The sequence below is a fragment of the Nitrosomonas sp. PY1 genome, from assembly GCF_022836435.1.
Lineage (GTDB): Bacteria > Pseudomonadota > Gammaproteobacteria > Burkholderiales > Nitrosomonadaceae > Nitrosomonas.
In genome coordinates, this window is sequence record NZ_BQXC01000001.1 from 1,055,835 (window position 1) to 1,073,357 (window position 17,523).

The following is a 17,523-nucleotide window of genomic DNA, read 5'->3' on the forward strand; positions in this document are numbered from 1 at the left end:
TACACCACATTTTTACACCTGCAATTTTCTTTTAAGCACCAAAGACTAATATTTACAGTCTTGTTCTTTATTTCATTTGTTTTTCTTATTTTTTTCTGAAATTGCTTTCGCTGCTCTATAAAGAGCAATAGTTGATTGAAATTCATCATCATCCATTTCATTTATTTCCTTCATAAACTTAACTCTTTCTAGCGGTGATTTTGATATGTCAAGAATTGGTCTTTCCTTTATCTCTATCATGTCTATCTCTATATCACCTCTAAGCTGGCTTTCTGTTACCCCGTAACTTTTTGCAATTTTTTTTACATTATCTTGAGATAAAGATTCATGCGTCCCCTTTAAAAATCTTTGTATTGTCGCTTGAGGAACGCCAGATTTATCTGCAAGAGATGTCTGTGTGTCTCTGTGTATTTTCATCAATTGTTCAAGTATTTCAAGCATTGGATTTCCCATATCACAAATGTACGCGAACGTATAACCACAATCAAATACGATAGCGTATTGACATTTATACGAATACGTATAATATGTGCGTCATGAATTTAAAAACATTAATAAATAAATTTTCCGAGCATGGCTTTTCTGATGTTCGGATAGCCAAAGAGTTATCTACTGATGATGAGAATATTCCTGCGTCCATAGTAAACAGATGGCGGCATGGAAAACATAAATCCACAACATACTCTCGATACATGAAAGTTTTGGATCTTCATGAGCGGATATTTAAAGACAAATAAACATAAACAATAACAATAAAAAACCTGAATAAATTAATCGACAAACCAAAACCGACGAACATTTTTTGGGTTAAACATGGATTTGATAGAAATGCTTGGAAAGTGCACTGAAGATGTCAAAACACGTGTTTCTTTCTCAACGAAAGAAGCAATACAAAAACTAGCGCATGACGCCCAGATGTCTGAGTCTGAATACGTTAGGACTATCCTGCAAATCCATGTCCATGGTCTTGATACGGTTCAGAGCTTACAACAGGACAGGATTAACCGAGTGGCCAACGCAGGTGAAAGTGACGGACAAAAGTGTCACAAAACTGGATTAAAAATTCTCTTCCCTCCTTAACGAAGAGCGACCGCAGCGGGAAGCACGTTGCCACTGCGACGTGTAGTCGGATTCCTGCATTTTTCTCCCATGTGCCAGCGGGTTTCTCCCAAATATTGCTCGCTGGCACTTTTTTGAAGGTTAAAAAATGATCGAATACGAACTTCATCCACTATGTACATTGTTTCCAAGACTCAACGGCAATGAATTTCAGTGTTTGGTTAATGACATAAAAACAAATGGATTAAAAAGTCCGATCATTATTTACGATGGGATGATTTTGGATGGTGGCAACCGTTATAGGGCATGTGTTGAGGCTGGTGTTGAGCCAATTTTTGTTAGTTTCTGTGGGGACAGTATTGTGTCGTTTGTTCTGTCTGCAAATCTCCACAGGCGGCATTTGTCTCCAGGCCAACAAGCAGCGATTGTAGCGAGCGCTCAGGATTGGGCGCAAGCACAGACAGTAGGAAAACCGAAATCCGGTAACGTTACCGGATTAGACAGGGTGGAAGATCGTATGGCTCAATCTGGAGCCAGCGATAAAACTCAACGAATGGCCGACAAGGTTGCTAAAGCAGACCCTGAGTTAGCAAAACAAGTGGCTCATGGAGAAATAAGCTTACCAAGAGCGATTAAATCTATAACTCCAGTCAAAGAAACATTGTCAGATTTAGAAGAGCAATCAACCGATGAAAATATCGATGAAGAGCTATACGGCGAATTTGATCCTGTTGCAGAACTTGAATCAGCTAACAAAGAGATTGATAGGCTAACCAAAATAATTGAATCAGATGATCAGTTATCAGCCGCAATGTCTGAAAACAAGCGTTTAACTGAATTATGTAGAGTGCTTGAAGAGCGCATGCGTGGCTATCAGTCATCAGAAAATGACGCTGTTCGTAAAGCAAAAATGTGGAAAGAAAAGTTCGAGAAACTTGAGAAGCAGGTAAAGGCTTCTGGATTGATTGAGTTCTGATGATGCAATCTTCCTTAGTCGACTTTGAAGCCAATTACGACTCTGCAAGATTTCCAGAGCCAAGGCCATTCCAGAATATGGCTCACGATAAGTTGCGTCAAGGTGCTCGTGATGGTCATAGATGCCAAATGATAATGGCGGCGACAGGAAGCGGAAAAACATATCTTGGCATGCGCATAATTCACGAAGCATTACTCCGAGGTAAGAACGCAATGTTCGTGTGTGACCGGACAACGCTTATTAACCAGACTTCAGATGTTGCTGATCAATATGGACTGGGTGCTCATTCGATTATACAAGCAGGCCATTGGCGTTACGATCTACGGCAAAGATTTCAAATTGCCAGTGTTCAGACATTAGCGCGCAGGTCATGGCCTGATTCTGACGTAATCGTGATAGACGAAGCACACTCATTATACTCAGCTTGGACAGAACATATTCAAACATGCAGGGCAAATGTAATAGGTCTGAGCGCAACACCATTTAGCAAAGGACTTGGAAGGTTGTTCACTAACCTGATCAATGCTGCAACCATGCATGATCTTACGCAATCTGGTGTTCTTGTGCCGATGAGAATTTTTTCTTGCACAAAAATCAATATGGTTGGCGCAGAAACGTCCGGCGGAGAATGGACTGACCGTGCATCTGAAGAGCGAGGAATGGAGATCATAGGTGACGTTGTGATCGAGTGGATAAAACACGCCGAGAACCGAAAAACAATTGTTTTCGGAGCGACAATTCATCATTGCGAAGAGATGTGCAGGCAGTTTAATGAGTCTGGAATTATGGCAGCAACATTCACATCAAAAACAACAGAATCTCAACGTAAGGAATTGCTTGAAGAATATTCTAAGCCAGACAGTATGCTTAAGGTGCTTATATCTGTTGAGGCGCTTGCAAAAGGATTTGATGTTAGAGACGTTGGGTGCGTGTGTGATTGCAGACCGCTTCGCAAGTCACTATCAACCGCCATTCAAATGTGGGGGAGAGGTTTAAGATCGTCACCAGACACCGGAAAAACAGATTGCATATTGCTTGATTTTAGCGGAAACATTGTCAGGTTCGCAGATGATTTCTCGGATATTTATCATAACGGATTAGATGCTCTTGATGCCGGAGAAAAACTCGACAAAGCAATCCGGCGTGATCCAGAAGAAAAAGAACCTAGCAAATGCCCATCGTGCGGATTTTCTCCATGCGGAAAGCGCTGTATATCTTGCGGACACGAACGACAACCAAAAAGCCTAGTTGAGCATATTCCCGGTGAAATGTTTGAAGTGAAAATCGGAAAACAAAAGCTAGCCGACGACAAGAAGCATTTGTGGGAACAGCTATGTACTTATACAAGATCGCACGGAAAGCCTGAGACTGCATCAGCTAGAGCTTGGTATTTGTTTCAGGAGTTTGCCGGATGCAGACCGAGTGCGCAATGGCGCTTCGAAGATCAGCCAAATGTGGCTATCAGCAGAGCAACAATGAATCACATAAACCGCAAGAAAATCGCGTATTTCAAAGGCATAAAAAAAGGAGCGCATAAATGAATTTTGCGCAATTTGTGAACGCTTCTGGGTTGTTGCCAAAATCTATTATTTCAGATGGAAGAATACATCGATGCGCAACAGCCAAACACCCACATAAGAAAAATGGCGCTTACATGTTTGATGGTGCACGTGGCTTTGTATTTGATTGGTCTGAGTCTTCAGAAGCCAAGTGGTGGAACGATAAAGATTTTAGGCCGTGGGGCGATGAAGAGAAGAGGCAATGGAGGGAGAAACGCATAAGTGAGAAAAAACGAATAGCAGATGGTTATGAGAATGCATCCAAAAAGGCTATCAAAATGCTTTCTGAATGCACTCTCGGAACTCATGCGTATTTGCGATCAAAACAGCTTCCAAACGCTACAGGATTGATTTATTCGGACGGATCAATGCTTATCCCAATGAGGGATATCGACACAGATAAAGTAATCGGCGTTCAATCAATTTTCTTGAATGAAAATCAAGATGGCTTTCAAAAGAAGTTTATTTTTGGCATGAAAGCAAAACGAGCAGTTTTTAGAATTGGAATCGGAAGAAAAATAATACTTGTTGAAGGGTATGCAACAGGATTGAGCGTTTATGAAGCAGCGAAGCAAATGAATCTTAATGTTTGCGTAATTTGCTGTTTTTCATCAAACAACATTATTCATGTTGCTAAAACGCATGGCCATTTTGTAATGGCTGACAACGATAAATCAATGACCGGAGAAAAGTCAGCGATACAGACAGGATTGCCATTTTCAATGCCGGATAGTGTCGGCATGGACTGGAATGATGTACATGCCACGAGAGGATTAATGGCGGTTTGTGTGGCATTAAGTAAATTGGTTAGGAAAGTAGCTTAAACGTACTCCAAACGATATTGAGCGCGGCACCCGGCGGCGTGGAAAGACAGGGGAAAAAAACCGGAAGCCATGAGAGGGGGCTTAAGCAGCGACTTACGAGCAAGCGTAAAAAGGATCAAGCCGAAAGGCAGGGGCGTCTGGCCAGCGATAAATGGCAGCTTGTGTTAGTTCGGTTTTTGGGAAAATTTGGCGCGCTCGGTGGTTTAAACCAGGTTTGTTTGTAGGGGGTTGATCCTAAACCCTCTCATTAGTCGAGGTATGGGCAAATGAAATTTAAGGTAAGTAAGGAATTCAAAACTTCATTCGATTTGTGCATGAATCATTACGAAATCAACGGTGAAGAGCTTGAATTCGAGAAGCAAAGAGTACGCAAAAATTTTAAAGATGCTCAAATTTGTTACTCAAGCATAGCAAAAACGATACGTGAAATTTTAAATATAGAGGAAAACACATGAACACACTAGCAAAAATAGACTACACAGAAAAAGACATCAACGAACGGGAAGTAGTGTCACTGATTGAAGAAAAATTCAATCGGTTGCATAGCGAAAATCGACGTTTGATTGCTGTCAACAATCAACGAGCGGAAGAAATATCAGCGCTTCATGAAGCACTAGATGCGGCAAAGGATCGGATCGATATTTTTTCAACAGTAGAAGAAAATTACAAAAAGAGAAATCTTGATTTGCTTGGAAGAATTATTGATTTAAATAACACGGTTAATGTTTACATGATGATTGCCTTTTTATCTTTTGTTGCTGCTTTAATAATTTTTGTTGGAAATGTAATTCTTCCATTGTTCAAATAAATGCAAAAACAGATATACATCCTGGCGCATGATGTTGCTCGAAAAAGAGCTGCTCAGGCTTGCATGCAAGCGCCTGATGGATATGTCGTCACGATCCAAGAACCTAAGAGAAGTATAGAAGAAAATAGCCTGTTGCATGCACTCATTACACAAATATCTAAAACACAAGAATGGGCAGGAAAGAAGCATGATGTTGAGACATGGAAAAGGTTATTGGTAGCAGCATGGTGCAGAGTACATGGATCTGCTGTTGAAATATTGCCAGCATTGGACGGACATGGGGTGGACATAATTCCAGTGAGAACTAGCAAGTTAACAAAGAAAGAGTGTGCAGATTTGATTGAGTATATTTTTTCATGGGGAGCAGATCAGGGTATCGAATGGAATTATGCGTTTGGTTCTGAGCATGGCGTGGCGTGGTCTAAAAAATATATTTAGGATGATAATTTGAATGAGCTGGCTATTTTCGCAGGCGCTGGTGGAGGAATACTCGGCGGAAAATTGCTCGGGTGGAGAACAGTCTGCGCAGTTGAACGTAATGCCTACTGTGCACAAGTTCTTGCACAGAGACAAAACGATGGATTACTCCAACCTTTCCCGATATGGTCTGACGTTTGCAGTTTTGACGGAAAGCCGTGGAATGGAATTGTTGATGTCGTTTCTGGCGGATTTCCGTGTCAAGACATCAGCGTTGCGGGAAAAGGCGCAGGAATCGACGGTGAAAGGTCAGGAATGTGGAAACACATGGCACGCATCATCGGTGATGTTCGACCGCGATTTGTGTTCGTGGAAAACTCACCACTCCTTGTTTCAAGAGGTCTTGCAAGAATCCTTGGTGATCTTGCCTGCATGGGGTTTGATGCGCAATGGGGAATTATGGGAGCGGTCGACGCCGGATTTTATCACAACAGGAAACGTCTATGGATTGCTGCCCAATCCAACAGCAACGGATCACAAAGGATCAACGCCAAATCAAGTGCAGAGGCGCGTCAATCACAGTCAGCACAATGGTCTGACATTGCGAGAGTGGTTGGCGAAGTACAGCGAGGGCGGGGGGAGAACTGTATACCCGAATCCTGGATTCTTAGAGCTGGCAATGGGCTGGCCGAAAGGGTGGACAGAACTGTCGCCATTGGAAACGGACAAGTCCCAAGTGTGGCAGCAATGGCATGGAAAATATTATCTAAATTTTAAAATATCATGAGATATATTATTTATCTAAGAAACCACGATCTTGCATCCAAGTGCTTCTACGACTTTGGATATGGTATCGAATCTTGGATTGCCTCCATCTGCAAGAGACTTGTACAGGCTTGCTCTGGTAACTCCCGCTTTCTTTGCAATTTCAGTCATACCCTTTGCACGCGCAGCGGTGTTAAGCGCATGGATAAATTCAGGGACTGTTGCGTTTTCTGCAGAAATCTTCAGGAACCTGCGAATATCGTCGTCTGTTTTGAGGTGATTTGCTACGTCAAAGTCCATTATTTCTTCTTTTTTCGGTTTCATTGCTTAGTCCTCTATTTTTTTCAATATTGTTTGTGCTTTTTTTATGTCTTTCGATTGAGTGCTTTTGTTTCCTCCGCTCAGCAACAGAACAATATGTTGATTGCGGATTGTGAAATAAATACGGATGCCACCGCCAAAAAAACAGCGCAATTCAAACAAGTCTTTCGCAATAGTTTTGTGATCGCCAAGGTTTCCGGTGGAAACGCGGTCAAGACGTTCAAGCAGTCTATCGCTTGTGTCTGTGTCAAGTTCTTCGAACCAGTCTTTAAATGTTTGTGTGATTTTTATATCGTATTTCATGATTATATTGTATCTTGCAAGATACAAAATATCAATAGTTATTTGAAATTTTAGTCAATTAGACATTATAAAAAATGAAAGAACTACGACACTTGCAGCGTGTAAAAGAATTGCCATGCTGCCTATGTGGTGCCAGTGCACCGAGCGATGCTCACCACATACTAGAAGGACGTATCAAGGGTAGAAGAGCGCATGATTTTTGCACGATTCCTCTCTGTAAAGATTGCCATCAGCACAATCAACGAGGAATTCACGGCCAGCAAATTATGCTCAAAGTCATGAAGCAAAATGAACTTAATCTTTTAGGTGAAACGATTGAAAAACTATACGGATAAGGACATTGATCGCGGATATTACGAATGTCATTGCGGAAAGATAAAACTTCTGCAGGCTGGATTTGATTGTGAATTGATCAAGTGTTTAACGTGTAATGAAGATGTTGCTGAAATAAACGAGTTCTTTATTTATAAAACTGGTGCGGAGATATTAAGCAAATGAGCAATAAAAGATTGTACGCACTGGGTCGACTAAAGAAAGGACAGCTTAATAAGACTGAGCAATCGTATCAGGATCATCTGGAATTGCTTATGCGTGCAGGTGAGATCCTCTGGTACAAATTCGAGGGCATGACGTTCAGGCTGGCGGATAACTTGCGATACACGCCGGATTTTATTTGCATGAATAAAAACGGTGAACTTGAAGCAGTAGAAGTAAAAAGCTGGTGGGTAGGTGATGCAAAAGCCAAAATCAAGATGGCCAGTCAATTGTTCCCGATTAAATTTACTGCTGTCTATGCTAAGCCAAAAAAGGATGGCGGTGGTTGGAGGATGGAGGAGTTTTAAATGGTTACAGTAAACGTTTCTGTAAATGTTGATGCAGCTATAAGGTTGCTTGATATAACAAGATTGAAACAATTGCCTTTTGCCACATCGTTGGCGATCAATCGAACGGCAAACAAAGTAAAGGACAGAGAGCGGCATGAGATAAGCGACGTGTTTGATCGACCTACACCATTCACGCTTAACTCACTATTTGTAAAACCATCGAATAAATACAATCTAACTGCAATAGTTGGATTGAAGGATTCCGCTGTCAAGGGAAATCCTGCAAGCAAATATCTAGCAGCTCAAATAACAGGTGGAGAACGTAGGCTGAAAGGTTACGAGGTATTGCTACGAAGCGCAGGGATATTGCCAAATGGCATGTTCACTGTGCCAGGTGCTGCAGCTCTAATGGATGGTTACGGTAATATGCAAAGAGGTCAATTATCTCAAATTCTTTCATACTTTAAATCAGCGCGTATTGTAGACTCAAACTCAACCGATAAAACCAGAAGCAAGTTAAAGAGGGCAACTAACTCTAGGAGAGGAATAGCTTACTTTGTTGGTAGGCCTGCTAACGGCAAACTGCCATTGGGAATATGGATGCGTGTGTATTCAAATTTTGGGACAGCTCTAAGGCCAGTATTGTTATTCGTAGATAGCTCTAGGTACGAGGATATCTACGATTTCAAATATGTTGCAGAGCAGACAATATCGAAAGAGTTTGATAATGAATTCAATAAAGCTTGGGTACAGGCAGAATTAACAGCAAGATAGCGGATAAAGTCTAATGATAAATATAAAATGTTTTACGGGTCCTTCCTGAACTATTAATTGCGAGAGTAATTCGGGCCTCGATAAAATTCTAGCTGGAATTTTTTTAAAACACCTTTACAAATAGTAATTTATGATAATTTGCTTAACGGTTTTAAAAAATTGACAAAAAAGACTAAAAATTTTGACAAAAATATTGTCAGTCAATCACAGTTGGCTAAGCTGATAGGCAAGACACGTCAGCTTGTTAGCATATATGCTAAGGATGACAGACTTGTCAAATCTGATATTCCTGGGAAGTATTTAGCTAAAGAATCAATAGAAAGAATTAATCAAACAAAACATTTAAATGGACGCGCTAGAGAATGGTCAATTGCAGGTGAAAAGGCTGCAATAGATGCAAAAATTGATGGTGTTGAATACACGGATTTAAAGGACAGAGTTTCGTCCAAACAACTTAGCCTAGAAACAACTAATGCTCGCGAACTTTTTGATAACTCTAGGGCGCTTAGAGAAAAATCATTAGCATTAAGGGAAGCGGCGGAATATGAAAAATTCATTGGTGATCTTTGTAAAAAAGAAGAGGTTGAAAGAGTTATATTTGAGCGTGGTCGACAATTTAGGGACAGCCTAATGATATTGGCTCGGCGCATTTCTCCTAATCTTGTTAATAAAAGTAATCTTGAAATTGAGGAAATTCTATCTGAAGAATTACGGAAAACATTAATTAGTTTTACTAAGTTACCTGTTATCGAATGATTCTTTACGAAAAATTCTTTGATAAACTGAATTCATCGATACTGCCTGATTTAAATTTGTCAGTTGATGAGTGGTCAGATAGTTTCATGGTGATTCCAAAATCTAGTGGGTCAAACGAATACGGTCCATACAGAACAAATCGTACACCACACGCACGCGAGATTATGCGTGCATTGTCTGACGATCATCCATGCAAGCGTGTTGTTTGTATGGTTTCTAGTCAGATGTTCAAGACACAAATAGCATTGAATTGGATAGGGGCATCAGTTCATCAATCACCTTCAAATATCTTGCTGTTAATGCCAACCGGGAAGCTTCAAAAGCGTATAGCAGCTCGTGTCGATAAAACTGTCGCTGCTGTGGATGTGTTAAGAGAGCGATTCGCAAAACCAAATTCACGTAGCGCAATCAATAATCTAGACACAAAGGAATTCCTTGGCGGATCGCTATTCATAGCCACCGCAGGAAGCGCTGCTAATTTATCAGAGGTGCCTGCCCGTCGTGTTGCTTTTGACGAGATCGATAGAGCAGAGATAGACGTTGACGGTGAGGGAGACCCAGTTAAGCTTGCAGAGTCACGTCAAACAACTTTTGCCAGCAATAAAAAATCTTATTACTACTCATCACCGACAATAGATGGCGAATCACGAATTTATGATTTGTTCATGCAGGGAACGCAACGTCATGCATTGGCTGAGTGCATTCACTGTGGCCATGCTCAGGATTTGGTTTTTGAAAAGCTGATTATTTCAGAAGATCAAAAAACAGCAATGTACCCGTGTGAATCATGCGTAGGTCTTCATTACGAGCAAGACAAAACAGCCATGTTTAAGAATGGGTTGTGGTCTGAGTCATTGGGTGGAGACGGAGAAACTGAATCATTTACAGCTCACTCGATGTTTTTGCCCTATGGATGGATGTCTTGGATAGATTTGTGGCGAGAAAGTCAATCCGCAAAAACGCTACTGGATTGTGGAAATGACAGCATGATGGTTGTGTTTTACAACACCAGGCTTGCTAGGACGTGGAAGCGCAATGTTCAAGTTGTCGATTATCAATCGTTGATTGATCGTGCTGAACACTATCAGTTAAGAATAGCGCCAAATGGTGTCATGTTGATAACCGCAGGCGTAGACACACAGGACAATCGTCTGGCTGTACAGATTGTTGGTTGGGGGCGTAACCTGACGGGGTGGGTGCTGGATTACGTTGAATTACCAGGCGATCCTGCTAACGATCAGGTATGGAATGATTTAACTGAATTGATCAATCGCGGAATAGAACACGAATCCGGATATTTAATGCAAATTCGCGCAACTGCAATAGACACTGGTGGGCATCGTGGAGAGGCTGTAAAAAGCTATGTTAGAAATGGATATATACCTACGCCGATTGCCATAAAAGGATCGTCACGCTTCGATGCCGATCCTATTTCAAAAGGCGCAATGATCGATGTCACATGGAAAGGTAAAGTTTATTCCAAAGGCGTTAGGGTGCATCAAGTCGGAACGGTTGAAATAAAGCATGCATTGTTTTCAAGAATGCTAAACGATGGCGAAAAAGAACCGGAAGACAGAAAGTTGCATTTTACGAGAGATTTGCCTAGCGAGTATTTCTCTGGTCTTATTTCAGAAACATACAATCGGAAAAAAAAACGTTACGAAAAGCGCCATGATGGAGTCAGGAATGAGCCGCTAGATACATTGACTTATGCTTTTTCTGCTCTTTATCACCATACTATCAGGGCGCATAGATTTAGTGATAAAGATTGGGATAAATTCATTTATGTGTTTCAGAACCGGAATATTAAAAAACGATCTGCTGAAACGCGGGACACAAAAACCAGAATGCCGAAAAGAAGTGCAAACAGATTATCTGGAAGAGGTTTGTTGGAGCGTATGCGTGAAAGAAGGATGATGAAATAATGGATATCTTATCTAGGGTTTCGGAAGTGTTGATTGAAAATGGTGTTACACCAGAGAAGGTAGACCGTGCTGTGTCTATTGTTCGTGGAGAGTTCAAGTCTCACAAAACATACGTTCGAGCAAAGCCACCAAATTTTGATCTTGTTGTAACGAAAGCTTTCAATGAGACCCCTGACACAAGGGTGATTGCGAAAAGATTTAGTCTTGCACGTTCCACTGTTTATAAAATCTTGAATAGAAACCGAAAATGTCATTCACAATAACTCAGCTTGAAGCTATTGAACGAGCCATTGCATCTGGTGAGCTAACGATTATCGGCGCAAACGGTAGGCAGGTAACCTATAGATCAATGACAGATTTATTGAAGGCAAGGGATTTAATAAAGAAAGGACTAGAAGAGACAGGATCGGTAAAGAAGAAAAAATTCTCTTTCATTAAGTTTGGAAATCGATAATGTCGAAGCTTGAGAAGGTTCGTGCAGATATGGGGAAGCGTATTGTTAACTTGGTGACAAAAAGATCATATGACGGTGCGCGTAACGATAGAAGATCAGGTGGATGGGTAGCAGCTAACAGCTCGGCTAATACAGAGATTCTTCCTCAGCTATCAATTCTAAGGAACAGATCGAGAGAGTTGGTAAGAAACAATCCATACGCCGCAAAGGCTATGCGTGTTCTTGCTTCAAACAGGATTGGAACGGGAATCATAGCAACTATCAAAGACAAACAAATTGCTTCTCTTTGGAATAAGTGGGTAAAAGTTTGTGATGCAGATTGGCAATATGATTTCAATGGTATTCAGAGGCTGATTGCGATGACGGAAGCTGAATCTGGTGAATGCTTGATAAGATTTCGTTATCGCAAAATGTCTGACGGCCTACCAGTTCCTGTGCAATTGCAGATTCTTGAACCTGATTTTATCGATACAACAAAGAATGAAAATCTCAAGAATAAAGGATGGATTCAAAACGGAATTGAATTTTCACCCATTGGTGAGCGTGTTGCTTATTGGTTATTCAATCAACATCCAGGGGAATCAATAACTAATACAATTGTTAAATCAAGCCGTATCCCTGCCAGTGACATCATTCATTTTTTTGACAGAAAACGCCCAGGACAAATGCGCGGCGTACCGATACTTGCACCGATCATGATGACGGCCAACGATCTCAATGAGTTTGTCGAGGCAACACTTGTTCGCAAAGCTGCCGAGGCTTGCATAGCTGCCGTTGTTGAAACAGACGACGAGAATCGTAGCATCGGTAATGAATCCATTGACGATCAAATGAGAATCGAGGAATTGGCTCCAGGCATGGTTCAGTACTTAAGTCCAGGAGAAAAATTAACTTTCACCAATCCTTCCGCATCTCAGGGTGATATTGGATATGTTGCAGACAGGCTACACGCAATCGCCGCTGGTATCGGTATTACTTATGAACAGCTTACCGGAGATTTATCACAGGTTAATTATTCTTCTATCCGAGCAGGGACGTTAGATTTTAGGCGAGAGATCGAGCAGTGGCAGTGGTTGAATTTTGTTCCGTCTGTTTTGAACACGGTTATTGAAAAATTCCTTGAAACGGCATTTGCCGCTGGATTAATACCGTCAACAGATATTGAATATGATTGGACAACACCACGATTCGACTGGGTTGATCCGATGAAGGATGTGCAGGGTGAGCAATTGGAGCTGTCGATGGGATTAAAAACATGGTCAGAGGCTGTTCGTGCTCGCGGCTTTAATCCAGATTTGCTATTCGAAGAGCTGAAAGCAGAACGTGAGAAATTTAAATCTGCTGGAATGGATTATCCTATTAAGCAAGAAAATTCTATGAATCAACAGTCTACAGAAAATCAAAACCAAGAAGGTAAGAATAAAAAGCAACAATCTATGTAAATATTCCATTATTGTTCTATTTTTTAGAATGACTTAATTGGAAAATTCACGCAATCATTAAAGGATTGTGTGGATGCAAGCACATACAAAAGAAGATTCACAATCACAAGAAAGGTTAATCAATCGTCAATTCGAATTACGAATTGATGAAAATTCCATATCTCAGAGAGACGGAACTGACAATGTAATTATCAGATTCCCATTTTCTTCAGAAACACCATACCTAAGAACCCCATTTTTTGATGATCCCTGGATAGAAATCCTTGGTCATGATGCAGCAGAGATCGATCTTTCACGATTGAATGAAGGTGCGTCTGTTCTGTTGAATCACGGTATGAGTGCAGTTGGAGACTCAGGGCTTCTCTCGGTAGGAAAAACAATAAGTGCATGGGTAAAAGACAATCGCGGGTACGTAGAAGTCAAGATGTCACGACGCGAAGGAATGGAAGGATTATTGCAAGACATTAAAGACAATCTCGTGCCTGGTGTGTCAGTTGGTTACAAAATACTAGAGAAAACACTCATCTCACAAAAAGATGGACATCCACCTGAGTATCGCGTCACGAAGTGGCTTCCAATGGAAATCACATTGTGTGACATCCCAGCCGACCCGACTGTCGGGATAGGCAAAAGATCAATTCAAGAGGAAAAAACTATCATGACAGAAGCGGCAAAGAAAGAAGATGTTTCGCAAGAATCTCGTGGCGAAGCTGCTACCGATCCAGTATTTGATACCAGCAAAATTGAGAAGAAAGCGGCTGAGGATGGAGCAAAACTAGAACGCGCAAGAATCTGCGGAATTAATTCCGCAGTTCGAACAGTATCGCTTGAAGATAAATTCGCAAATACACTCATTGATCGAGGACTTACTCTTGATCAAGCACGTGAAGAAATTTTCAATGAGCTAAGTAAACGACAAGCAAAATCACCAACTATTAATTATGGTGATGTTGTCACGATGTCAGATGAAAATGAAACTCGTCAACAACATATGACTGAAGCCTTGCTGCATCGCGCAGATCCAGATAGAAACAAAATGACAGATGGTGGTCGTCGTTTTGCTGGGTTGCGATTGTTGGATTTTGCACGTAAAGCGATAGAAGCTCGCGGTGAGAAGACAGATGGAATGTTTCCGATGTCAATTGCTGAACGTGCGTTTATGGCCACATCTGATTTGCCCATCATTTTATCAAATGTCGCTAATAAATCATTGAGATCAGCATACGAGGCAGCGCCGCGCACATTCGCAACTTGGGCAAGACGTTCAACCGCTCCTGATTTTAAAGCGGTTAGCCGTATTTTTATGTCGGATGCTCCAAAACTTGAGAAGGTTACAGAAAACGGCGAGTTTAAACGCGGAATCGTGACAGAGGGTCAAGAAACCTATCAATTAGCGACCGTCGGTAAAATCATTGGTCTTACCCGTCAAGCAATTATCAATGATGATATGTCTGCATTTACTCGTTTGCCTAGTATGTTCGCAACTGCTGCGGCTAATTATGAGAGTGATATTGTCTACGGTATTTTGACCGCCAATGCAGCGCTAGCAGATGGTTTTGCGCTATTCCAAGCAACAAACCACAAGAATTTAACGGCTACCGGAACAGCTATCAGCATAGATTCATTGGGAGTAGGGCGAAAACAAATTAGGTTACAAGCAACACCGAATGGTGTTCCTATGAATTTGTCTCCTCGTTATCTTATTGTTCCAGCCGCACTTGAAACGATTGCCTGGCAGTTCACGCAACCACCAATCTTCCCAATTCAATCAAGCACTGCAAATCCTTTTCTTGGAGAACTTGTCACTGTCGTTGAGGCGCGTTTGGATGCTGCAAGCGCAACTGCCTGGTACCTAGCTGCTGATCCTATGCAGATAGACACGATTGAGTATTCTTATCTAGAGGGAAATGAAGGTGTTTATATCGAAACACGCCAAGGATTTGACGTGGATGGGATGGAGATCAAGGCTCGTTTAGATTTTGCTGCGAAAGCAATTGATTATCGAGGTTTGTACAAAAACAATGGCGCTTAATCATTAATCGACAAATAAATTAAGAGGACAAATGGAATGAAAAATTTTATTCAGCCAGGTGACGTAATCGATTTTACTCCTGCTGTTGCTGTTAGCTCTGGTGTTGGTTATTTGGTTGGTGCTGCTTTATTTGGAGTGGCATCTTCTGATGTTTCGGCTAATACGCAAGGAGCATTCCAGATTACTGGCGTTGTAGAGATCGCAAAGACTTCTGCGCTTGCTATTGTGGCTGGTGACAGATTGTTCTGGGATTCTGCTAATAAAGTCGTGAATAAAACAGCAACATCGCAAATGTGCGTGGGTGTGGCTGTATCAGATGCAGCAAACCCATCCGCAACAGTCATTATGAAGTTGGGTTCAGTTCCTGTTTCAGGCGCTTAATGGCAGCTCCATTTGCACAATTGCAGCAACGTGTTAATGACGCAGATATTAGCCATTTATCTAATAGATCATTCTTAATAAATGGTTCCTATGTCGATGGCGCTTTTGATAACGAGTTTATTGATGTAGGAATGGTTGAGTCTCAAGCACCTGTGTTTGAGTGTAGAGAGATTGACATTGGCATTGTGACGCAAGGCATGACTGTAACGAGTGGAGATGATGCTTATAAGGTTCGTGGAATAAGGCCCGACGGTACTGGCTTGGTCAAACTTGTTTTGGAAAAACAATGAGCCATGTTCGGCAGCAGCTACGTGAACAAATCAGTAGCTTGTTGATGGCTCAGACAGGGGCAGACAACAATGTCTTTGTGAGCCGAGAATATCCCATTGCGCAAGAGCAATTGCCAGCATTAATTGTGGTAACCGAGAGTGAGCAAATTGACAACATGACACTGAATCATCCTATTCAACAGTTGCGTTCAATCAATTTGCAAATAACGGTCATAACTGAATCTGTTGATAAGGTTGAAGATGATGCTGATTCGATTTGTGCTGAAGTTGAGAGGTTGGTAAGCCAATCTAGCACGATAGCTCAATCGGTAATCTTGAATAGCACATCAGGCATGTTTCAGAATGTAATTGGTGAAAAGCCCGTGATGCTCGTAGAAATGAATTTTACAGCTCAGGTTTCGACGCTTTCAGACGATCCCGAGTTAGCTATTTAGAAGTACCGGTGCGGTCTTAACGTCTTAGACGTTGGGCCGTGTTTAAAACCCATAACGCCTCGATAGTGGCTGGAGTATAAAGATGGCAAACGCACAAGTTTTAAGGAATGCAGTAGTACAGATACAAAATACATTAGGTGTGGCAAAGACTATCACAGGCATATCGAAAGCAGCTGAGGCCGTGATAACTGGAACGCATGATTTTGCTGTCGGAGATCTGATTGTCCTTTCTAATATCCAAGGAATGACTGAGCTAAATGATCGTGTTGTCCGCGTCAAATCAGTATCTACGACAGTTTCCTTTGTTGCCGAGGAATTGGATTCTACTGGTTTCTCAACATATGTGTCTGGCGGAATTGCACAAAAAGTCACAGGATTGTTGAGCTTTGATAACATCACGCAATTAAGCATTCCTGAGCAGCAACCGAATGAAATAGATGTTACTACAATTCACGATAACGAGAAGCAGACAATCTTTGGTCAGCGAGAAGCTCCAAAAGCAACGTTTACGTTGATTGCCGATCCTTTGGCCGTGACGTCCAAGGAAATGGCGAAGGCAGACGCAACCGCAACGCGAAGAGTGATAAAGATCAAGCTGATATCTGGTTACACAGGAATATTCAATGCGTTTGTTTCTGGTGGTGCTGGATTCGATGGTTCAGCTGGTGCTGTTCCTTCTGCTTCTGCTTCATTTACGCTGCGTGGCGTAACACAATGGTTTGCTAGCTAATGAGTACATTGGCTGATCGAATAAGAGAGCAGCGTCGCGTAGAAATAAAGATCGACGACATCACGTTATATGCTTCACGCGCAACAGATGCGCAGGCAATAGGTTATGTGCAAAACGCGACACCTGATTTAGATGTTATTTCGAAGCACGTAGACGGATGGTTAGGAGTAAAAGAGAAAGATTTTATCGAGTATGGCTCAGACGAATTAATTGAGTTCGATCATGAGGTTTTTATACTAGGAATTGGTGATCGTGTGGATTGGATTAAGCCGTGCATAGAGAAAATATTCTTAGAACCGTGGGAACGGTTGCAACAAAAAATTATTACTGAAAAAAAGTCCATGCCTGGTACGACTATGAGCAGCTCGGAAAAAACATCCAAGGTGCGCAAGAAGTAGACCTACCAGATGAAGCGCAGGAAGCTTTAAAACTGTGGAATTTAATGGGAT

Annotated in this window: 25 protein-coding genes; 22 read left to right on the plus strand and 3 right to left on the minus strand. The window is 41.6% G+C overall.

Annotation, left to right across the window (positions count from 1 at the left end; translation table 11 throughout):
- Positions 1-72: 72 nt before the first annotated feature.
- Complete coding sequence (locus W03_RS04940) at positions 73-441, minus strand: helix-turn-helix transcriptional regulator (RefSeq protein ID WP_244071915.1); 369 nt, start codon at positions 439-441, stop codon at positions 73-75.
- A gap of 387 nt (positions 442-828) precedes the next feature.
- Here W03_RS04940 and W03_RS04945 point away from each other — a divergent pair, with 387 nt between their 5' ends.
- The 9 genes from W03_RS04945 (at position 829) to W03_RS04985 (ending at position 6,420) form a co-directional block, all read left to right on the plus strand.
- Positions 829-1,080: a hypothetical protein gene (locus W03_RS04945; protein WP_244071916.1), complete on the plus strand. Its 252-nt coding sequence runs from the start codon at positions 829-831 to the stop codon at positions 1,078-1,080.
- A gap of 127 nt (positions 1,081-1,207) precedes the next feature.
- The gene (locus W03_RS04950; RefSeq protein ID WP_244071917.1) at positions 1,208-2,035 is read left to right on the plus strand and encodes a ParB N-terminal domain-containing protein; all 828 of its coding nucleotides are present in this window, start codon (positions 1,208-1,210) and stop codon (positions 2,033-2,035) included.
- Complete coding sequence (locus W03_RS04955; protein WP_244071918.1) at positions 2,035-3,576, plus strand: DEAD/DEAH box helicase; 1,542 nt, start codon at positions 2,035-2,037, stop codon at positions 3,574-3,576. The genes W03_RS04950 and W03_RS04955 overlap by 1 nt, the downstream gene beginning before the upstream one ends.
- Before the next feature lie 113 nt (positions 3,577-3,689).
- A complete protein-coding gene (locus tag W03_RS04960; RefSeq protein ID WP_244071919.1) occupies positions 3,690-4,418 on the plus strand; it encodes a hypothetical protein in 729 nt (242 codons plus the stop codon).
- Between the two features lie 17 nt (positions 4,419-4,435).
- Complete coding sequence (locus tag W03_RS04965; RefSeq protein WP_244071920.1) at positions 4,436-4,642, plus strand: hypothetical protein; 207 nt, start codon at positions 4,436-4,438, stop codon at positions 4,640-4,642.
- Between the two features lie 42 nt (positions 4,643-4,684).
- Positions 4,685-4,873 (plus strand): hypothetical protein, encoded by a 189-nt coding sequence (locus tag W03_RS04970; RefSeq protein WP_244071921.1) that lies wholly within the window; start codon positions 4,685-4,687, stop codon positions 4,871-4,873.
- On the plus strand, positions 4,870-5,226 hold the full coding sequence (locus tag W03_RS04975) for a hypothetical protein (protein ID WP_244071922.1): 357 nt from the start codon (positions 4,870-4,872) through the stop codon (positions 5,224-5,226). The genes W03_RS04970 and W03_RS04975 overlap by 4 nt, the downstream gene beginning before the upstream one ends.
- Positions 5,227-5,664, plus strand: a complete 438-nt coding sequence (locus tag W03_RS04980; RefSeq protein WP_244071923.1) for a recombination protein NinB — start codon at positions 5,227-5,229, stop codon at positions 5,662-5,664.
- A gap of 9 nt (positions 5,665-5,673) precedes the next feature.
- Positions 5,674-6,420 carry a DNA cytosine methyltransferase gene (locus tag W03_RS04985; protein WP_244071924.1) on the plus strand — a complete coding sequence of 249 codons (747 nt, stop codon included), beginning with the start codon at positions 5,674-5,676 and terminating at the stop codon, positions 6,418-6,420.
- Between the two features lie 24 nt (positions 6,421-6,444).
- On the opposite strand, the gene W03_RS04990 is transcribed toward W03_RS04985, so the two are convergent.
- Both W03_RS04990 and W03_RS04995 read right to left on the minus strand, forming a co-directional pair.
- On the minus strand, positions 6,445-6,732 hold the full coding sequence (locus tag W03_RS04990; protein WP_279600008.1) for an addiction module antidote protein: 288 nt from the start codon (positions 6,730-6,732) through the stop codon (positions 6,445-6,447).
- Positions 6,733-6,735: 3 nt separating this feature from the next.
- Positions 6,736-7,032: a type II toxin-antitoxin system RelE/ParE family toxin gene (locus tag W03_RS04995; protein ID WP_244071925.1), complete on the minus strand. Its 297-nt coding sequence runs from the start codon at positions 7,030-7,032 to the stop codon at positions 6,736-6,738.
- Positions 7,033-7,106: 74 nt separating this feature from the next.
- On the opposite strand from W03_RS04995, the gene W03_RS05000 reads away from it, so the two are divergent.
- The 13 genes from W03_RS05000 to W03_RS05060 all read left to right on the plus strand — a co-directional run bounded on the left by W03_RS05000 (position 7,107) and on the right by W03_RS05060 (position 17,472).
- Complete coding sequence (locus W03_RS05000) at positions 7,107-7,367, plus strand: hypothetical protein (protein ID WP_244071926.1); 261 nt, start codon at positions 7,107-7,109, stop codon at positions 7,365-7,367.
- 159 nt (positions 7,368-7,526) lie between these two features.
- On the plus strand, positions 7,527-7,874 hold the full coding sequence (locus tag W03_RS05005; protein WP_244071927.1) for a DUF1064 domain-containing protein: 348 nt from the start codon (positions 7,527-7,529) through the stop codon (positions 7,872-7,874).
- Positions 7,875-8,630, plus strand: a complete 756-nt coding sequence (locus W03_RS05010) for a hypothetical protein (protein WP_244071928.1) — start codon at positions 7,875-7,877, stop codon at positions 8,628-8,630.
- 159 nt (positions 8,631-8,789) lie between these two features.
- Complete coding sequence (locus W03_RS05015; protein WP_244071929.1) at positions 8,790-9,386, plus strand: hypothetical protein; 597 nt, start codon at positions 8,790-8,792, stop codon at positions 9,384-9,386.
- Complete coding sequence (locus W03_RS05020; protein ID WP_244071930.1) at positions 9,383-11,311, plus strand: phage terminase large subunit family protein; 1,929 nt, start codon at positions 9,383-9,385, stop codon at positions 11,309-11,311. The genes W03_RS05015 and W03_RS05020 overlap by 4 nt, the downstream gene beginning before the upstream one ends.
- Positions 11,312-11,558: 247 nt before the next feature.
- Positions 11,559-11,765, plus strand: a complete 207-nt coding sequence (locus tag W03_RS05025) for a phage head-tail joining protein (protein WP_244071931.1) — start codon at positions 11,559-11,561, stop codon at positions 11,763-11,765.
- Positions 11,765-13,207, plus strand: coding sequence for a phage portal protein (locus W03_RS05030; protein WP_244071932.1), 1,443 nt, complete (start codon positions 11,765-11,767; stop codon positions 13,205-13,207). The genes W03_RS05025 and W03_RS05030 overlap by 1 nt, the downstream gene beginning before the upstream one ends.
- A 73-nt stretch (positions 13,208-13,280) precedes the next feature.
- Positions 13,281-15,239 (plus strand): prohead protease/major capsid protein fusion protein, encoded by a 1,959-nt coding sequence (locus W03_RS05035; protein WP_244071933.1) that lies wholly within the window; start codon positions 13,281-13,283, stop codon positions 15,237-15,239.
- Positions 15,240-15,275: 36 nt separating this feature from the next.
- A complete protein-coding gene (locus W03_RS05040; protein WP_244071934.1) occupies positions 15,276-15,620 on the plus strand; it encodes a DUF2190 family protein in 345 nt (114 codons plus the stop codon).
- Positions 15,620-15,910 (plus strand): hypothetical protein, encoded by a 291-nt coding sequence (locus W03_RS05045; RefSeq protein ID WP_244071935.1) that lies wholly within the window; start codon positions 15,620-15,622, stop codon positions 15,908-15,910. The genes W03_RS05040 and W03_RS05045 overlap by 1 nt, the downstream gene beginning before the upstream one ends.
- Complete coding sequence (locus W03_RS05050; RefSeq protein WP_244071936.1) at positions 15,907-16,344, plus strand: hypothetical protein; 438 nt, start codon at positions 15,907-15,909, stop codon at positions 16,342-16,344. The genes W03_RS05045 and W03_RS05050 overlap by 4 nt, the downstream gene beginning before the upstream one ends.
- 82 nt (positions 16,345-16,426) lie before the next feature.
- Positions 16,427-17,074, plus strand: coding sequence for a phage tail tube protein (locus tag W03_RS05055; protein ID WP_244071937.1), 648 nt, complete (start codon positions 16,427-16,429; stop codon positions 17,072-17,074).
- The gene (locus W03_RS05060) at positions 17,074-17,472 is read left to right on the plus strand and encodes a hypothetical protein (protein ID WP_244071938.1); all 399 of its coding nucleotides are present in this window, start codon (positions 17,074-17,076) and stop codon (positions 17,470-17,472) included. The genes W03_RS05055 and W03_RS05060 overlap by 1 nt, the downstream gene beginning before the upstream one ends.
- Positions 17,473-17,523: the final 51 nt, after the last annotated feature.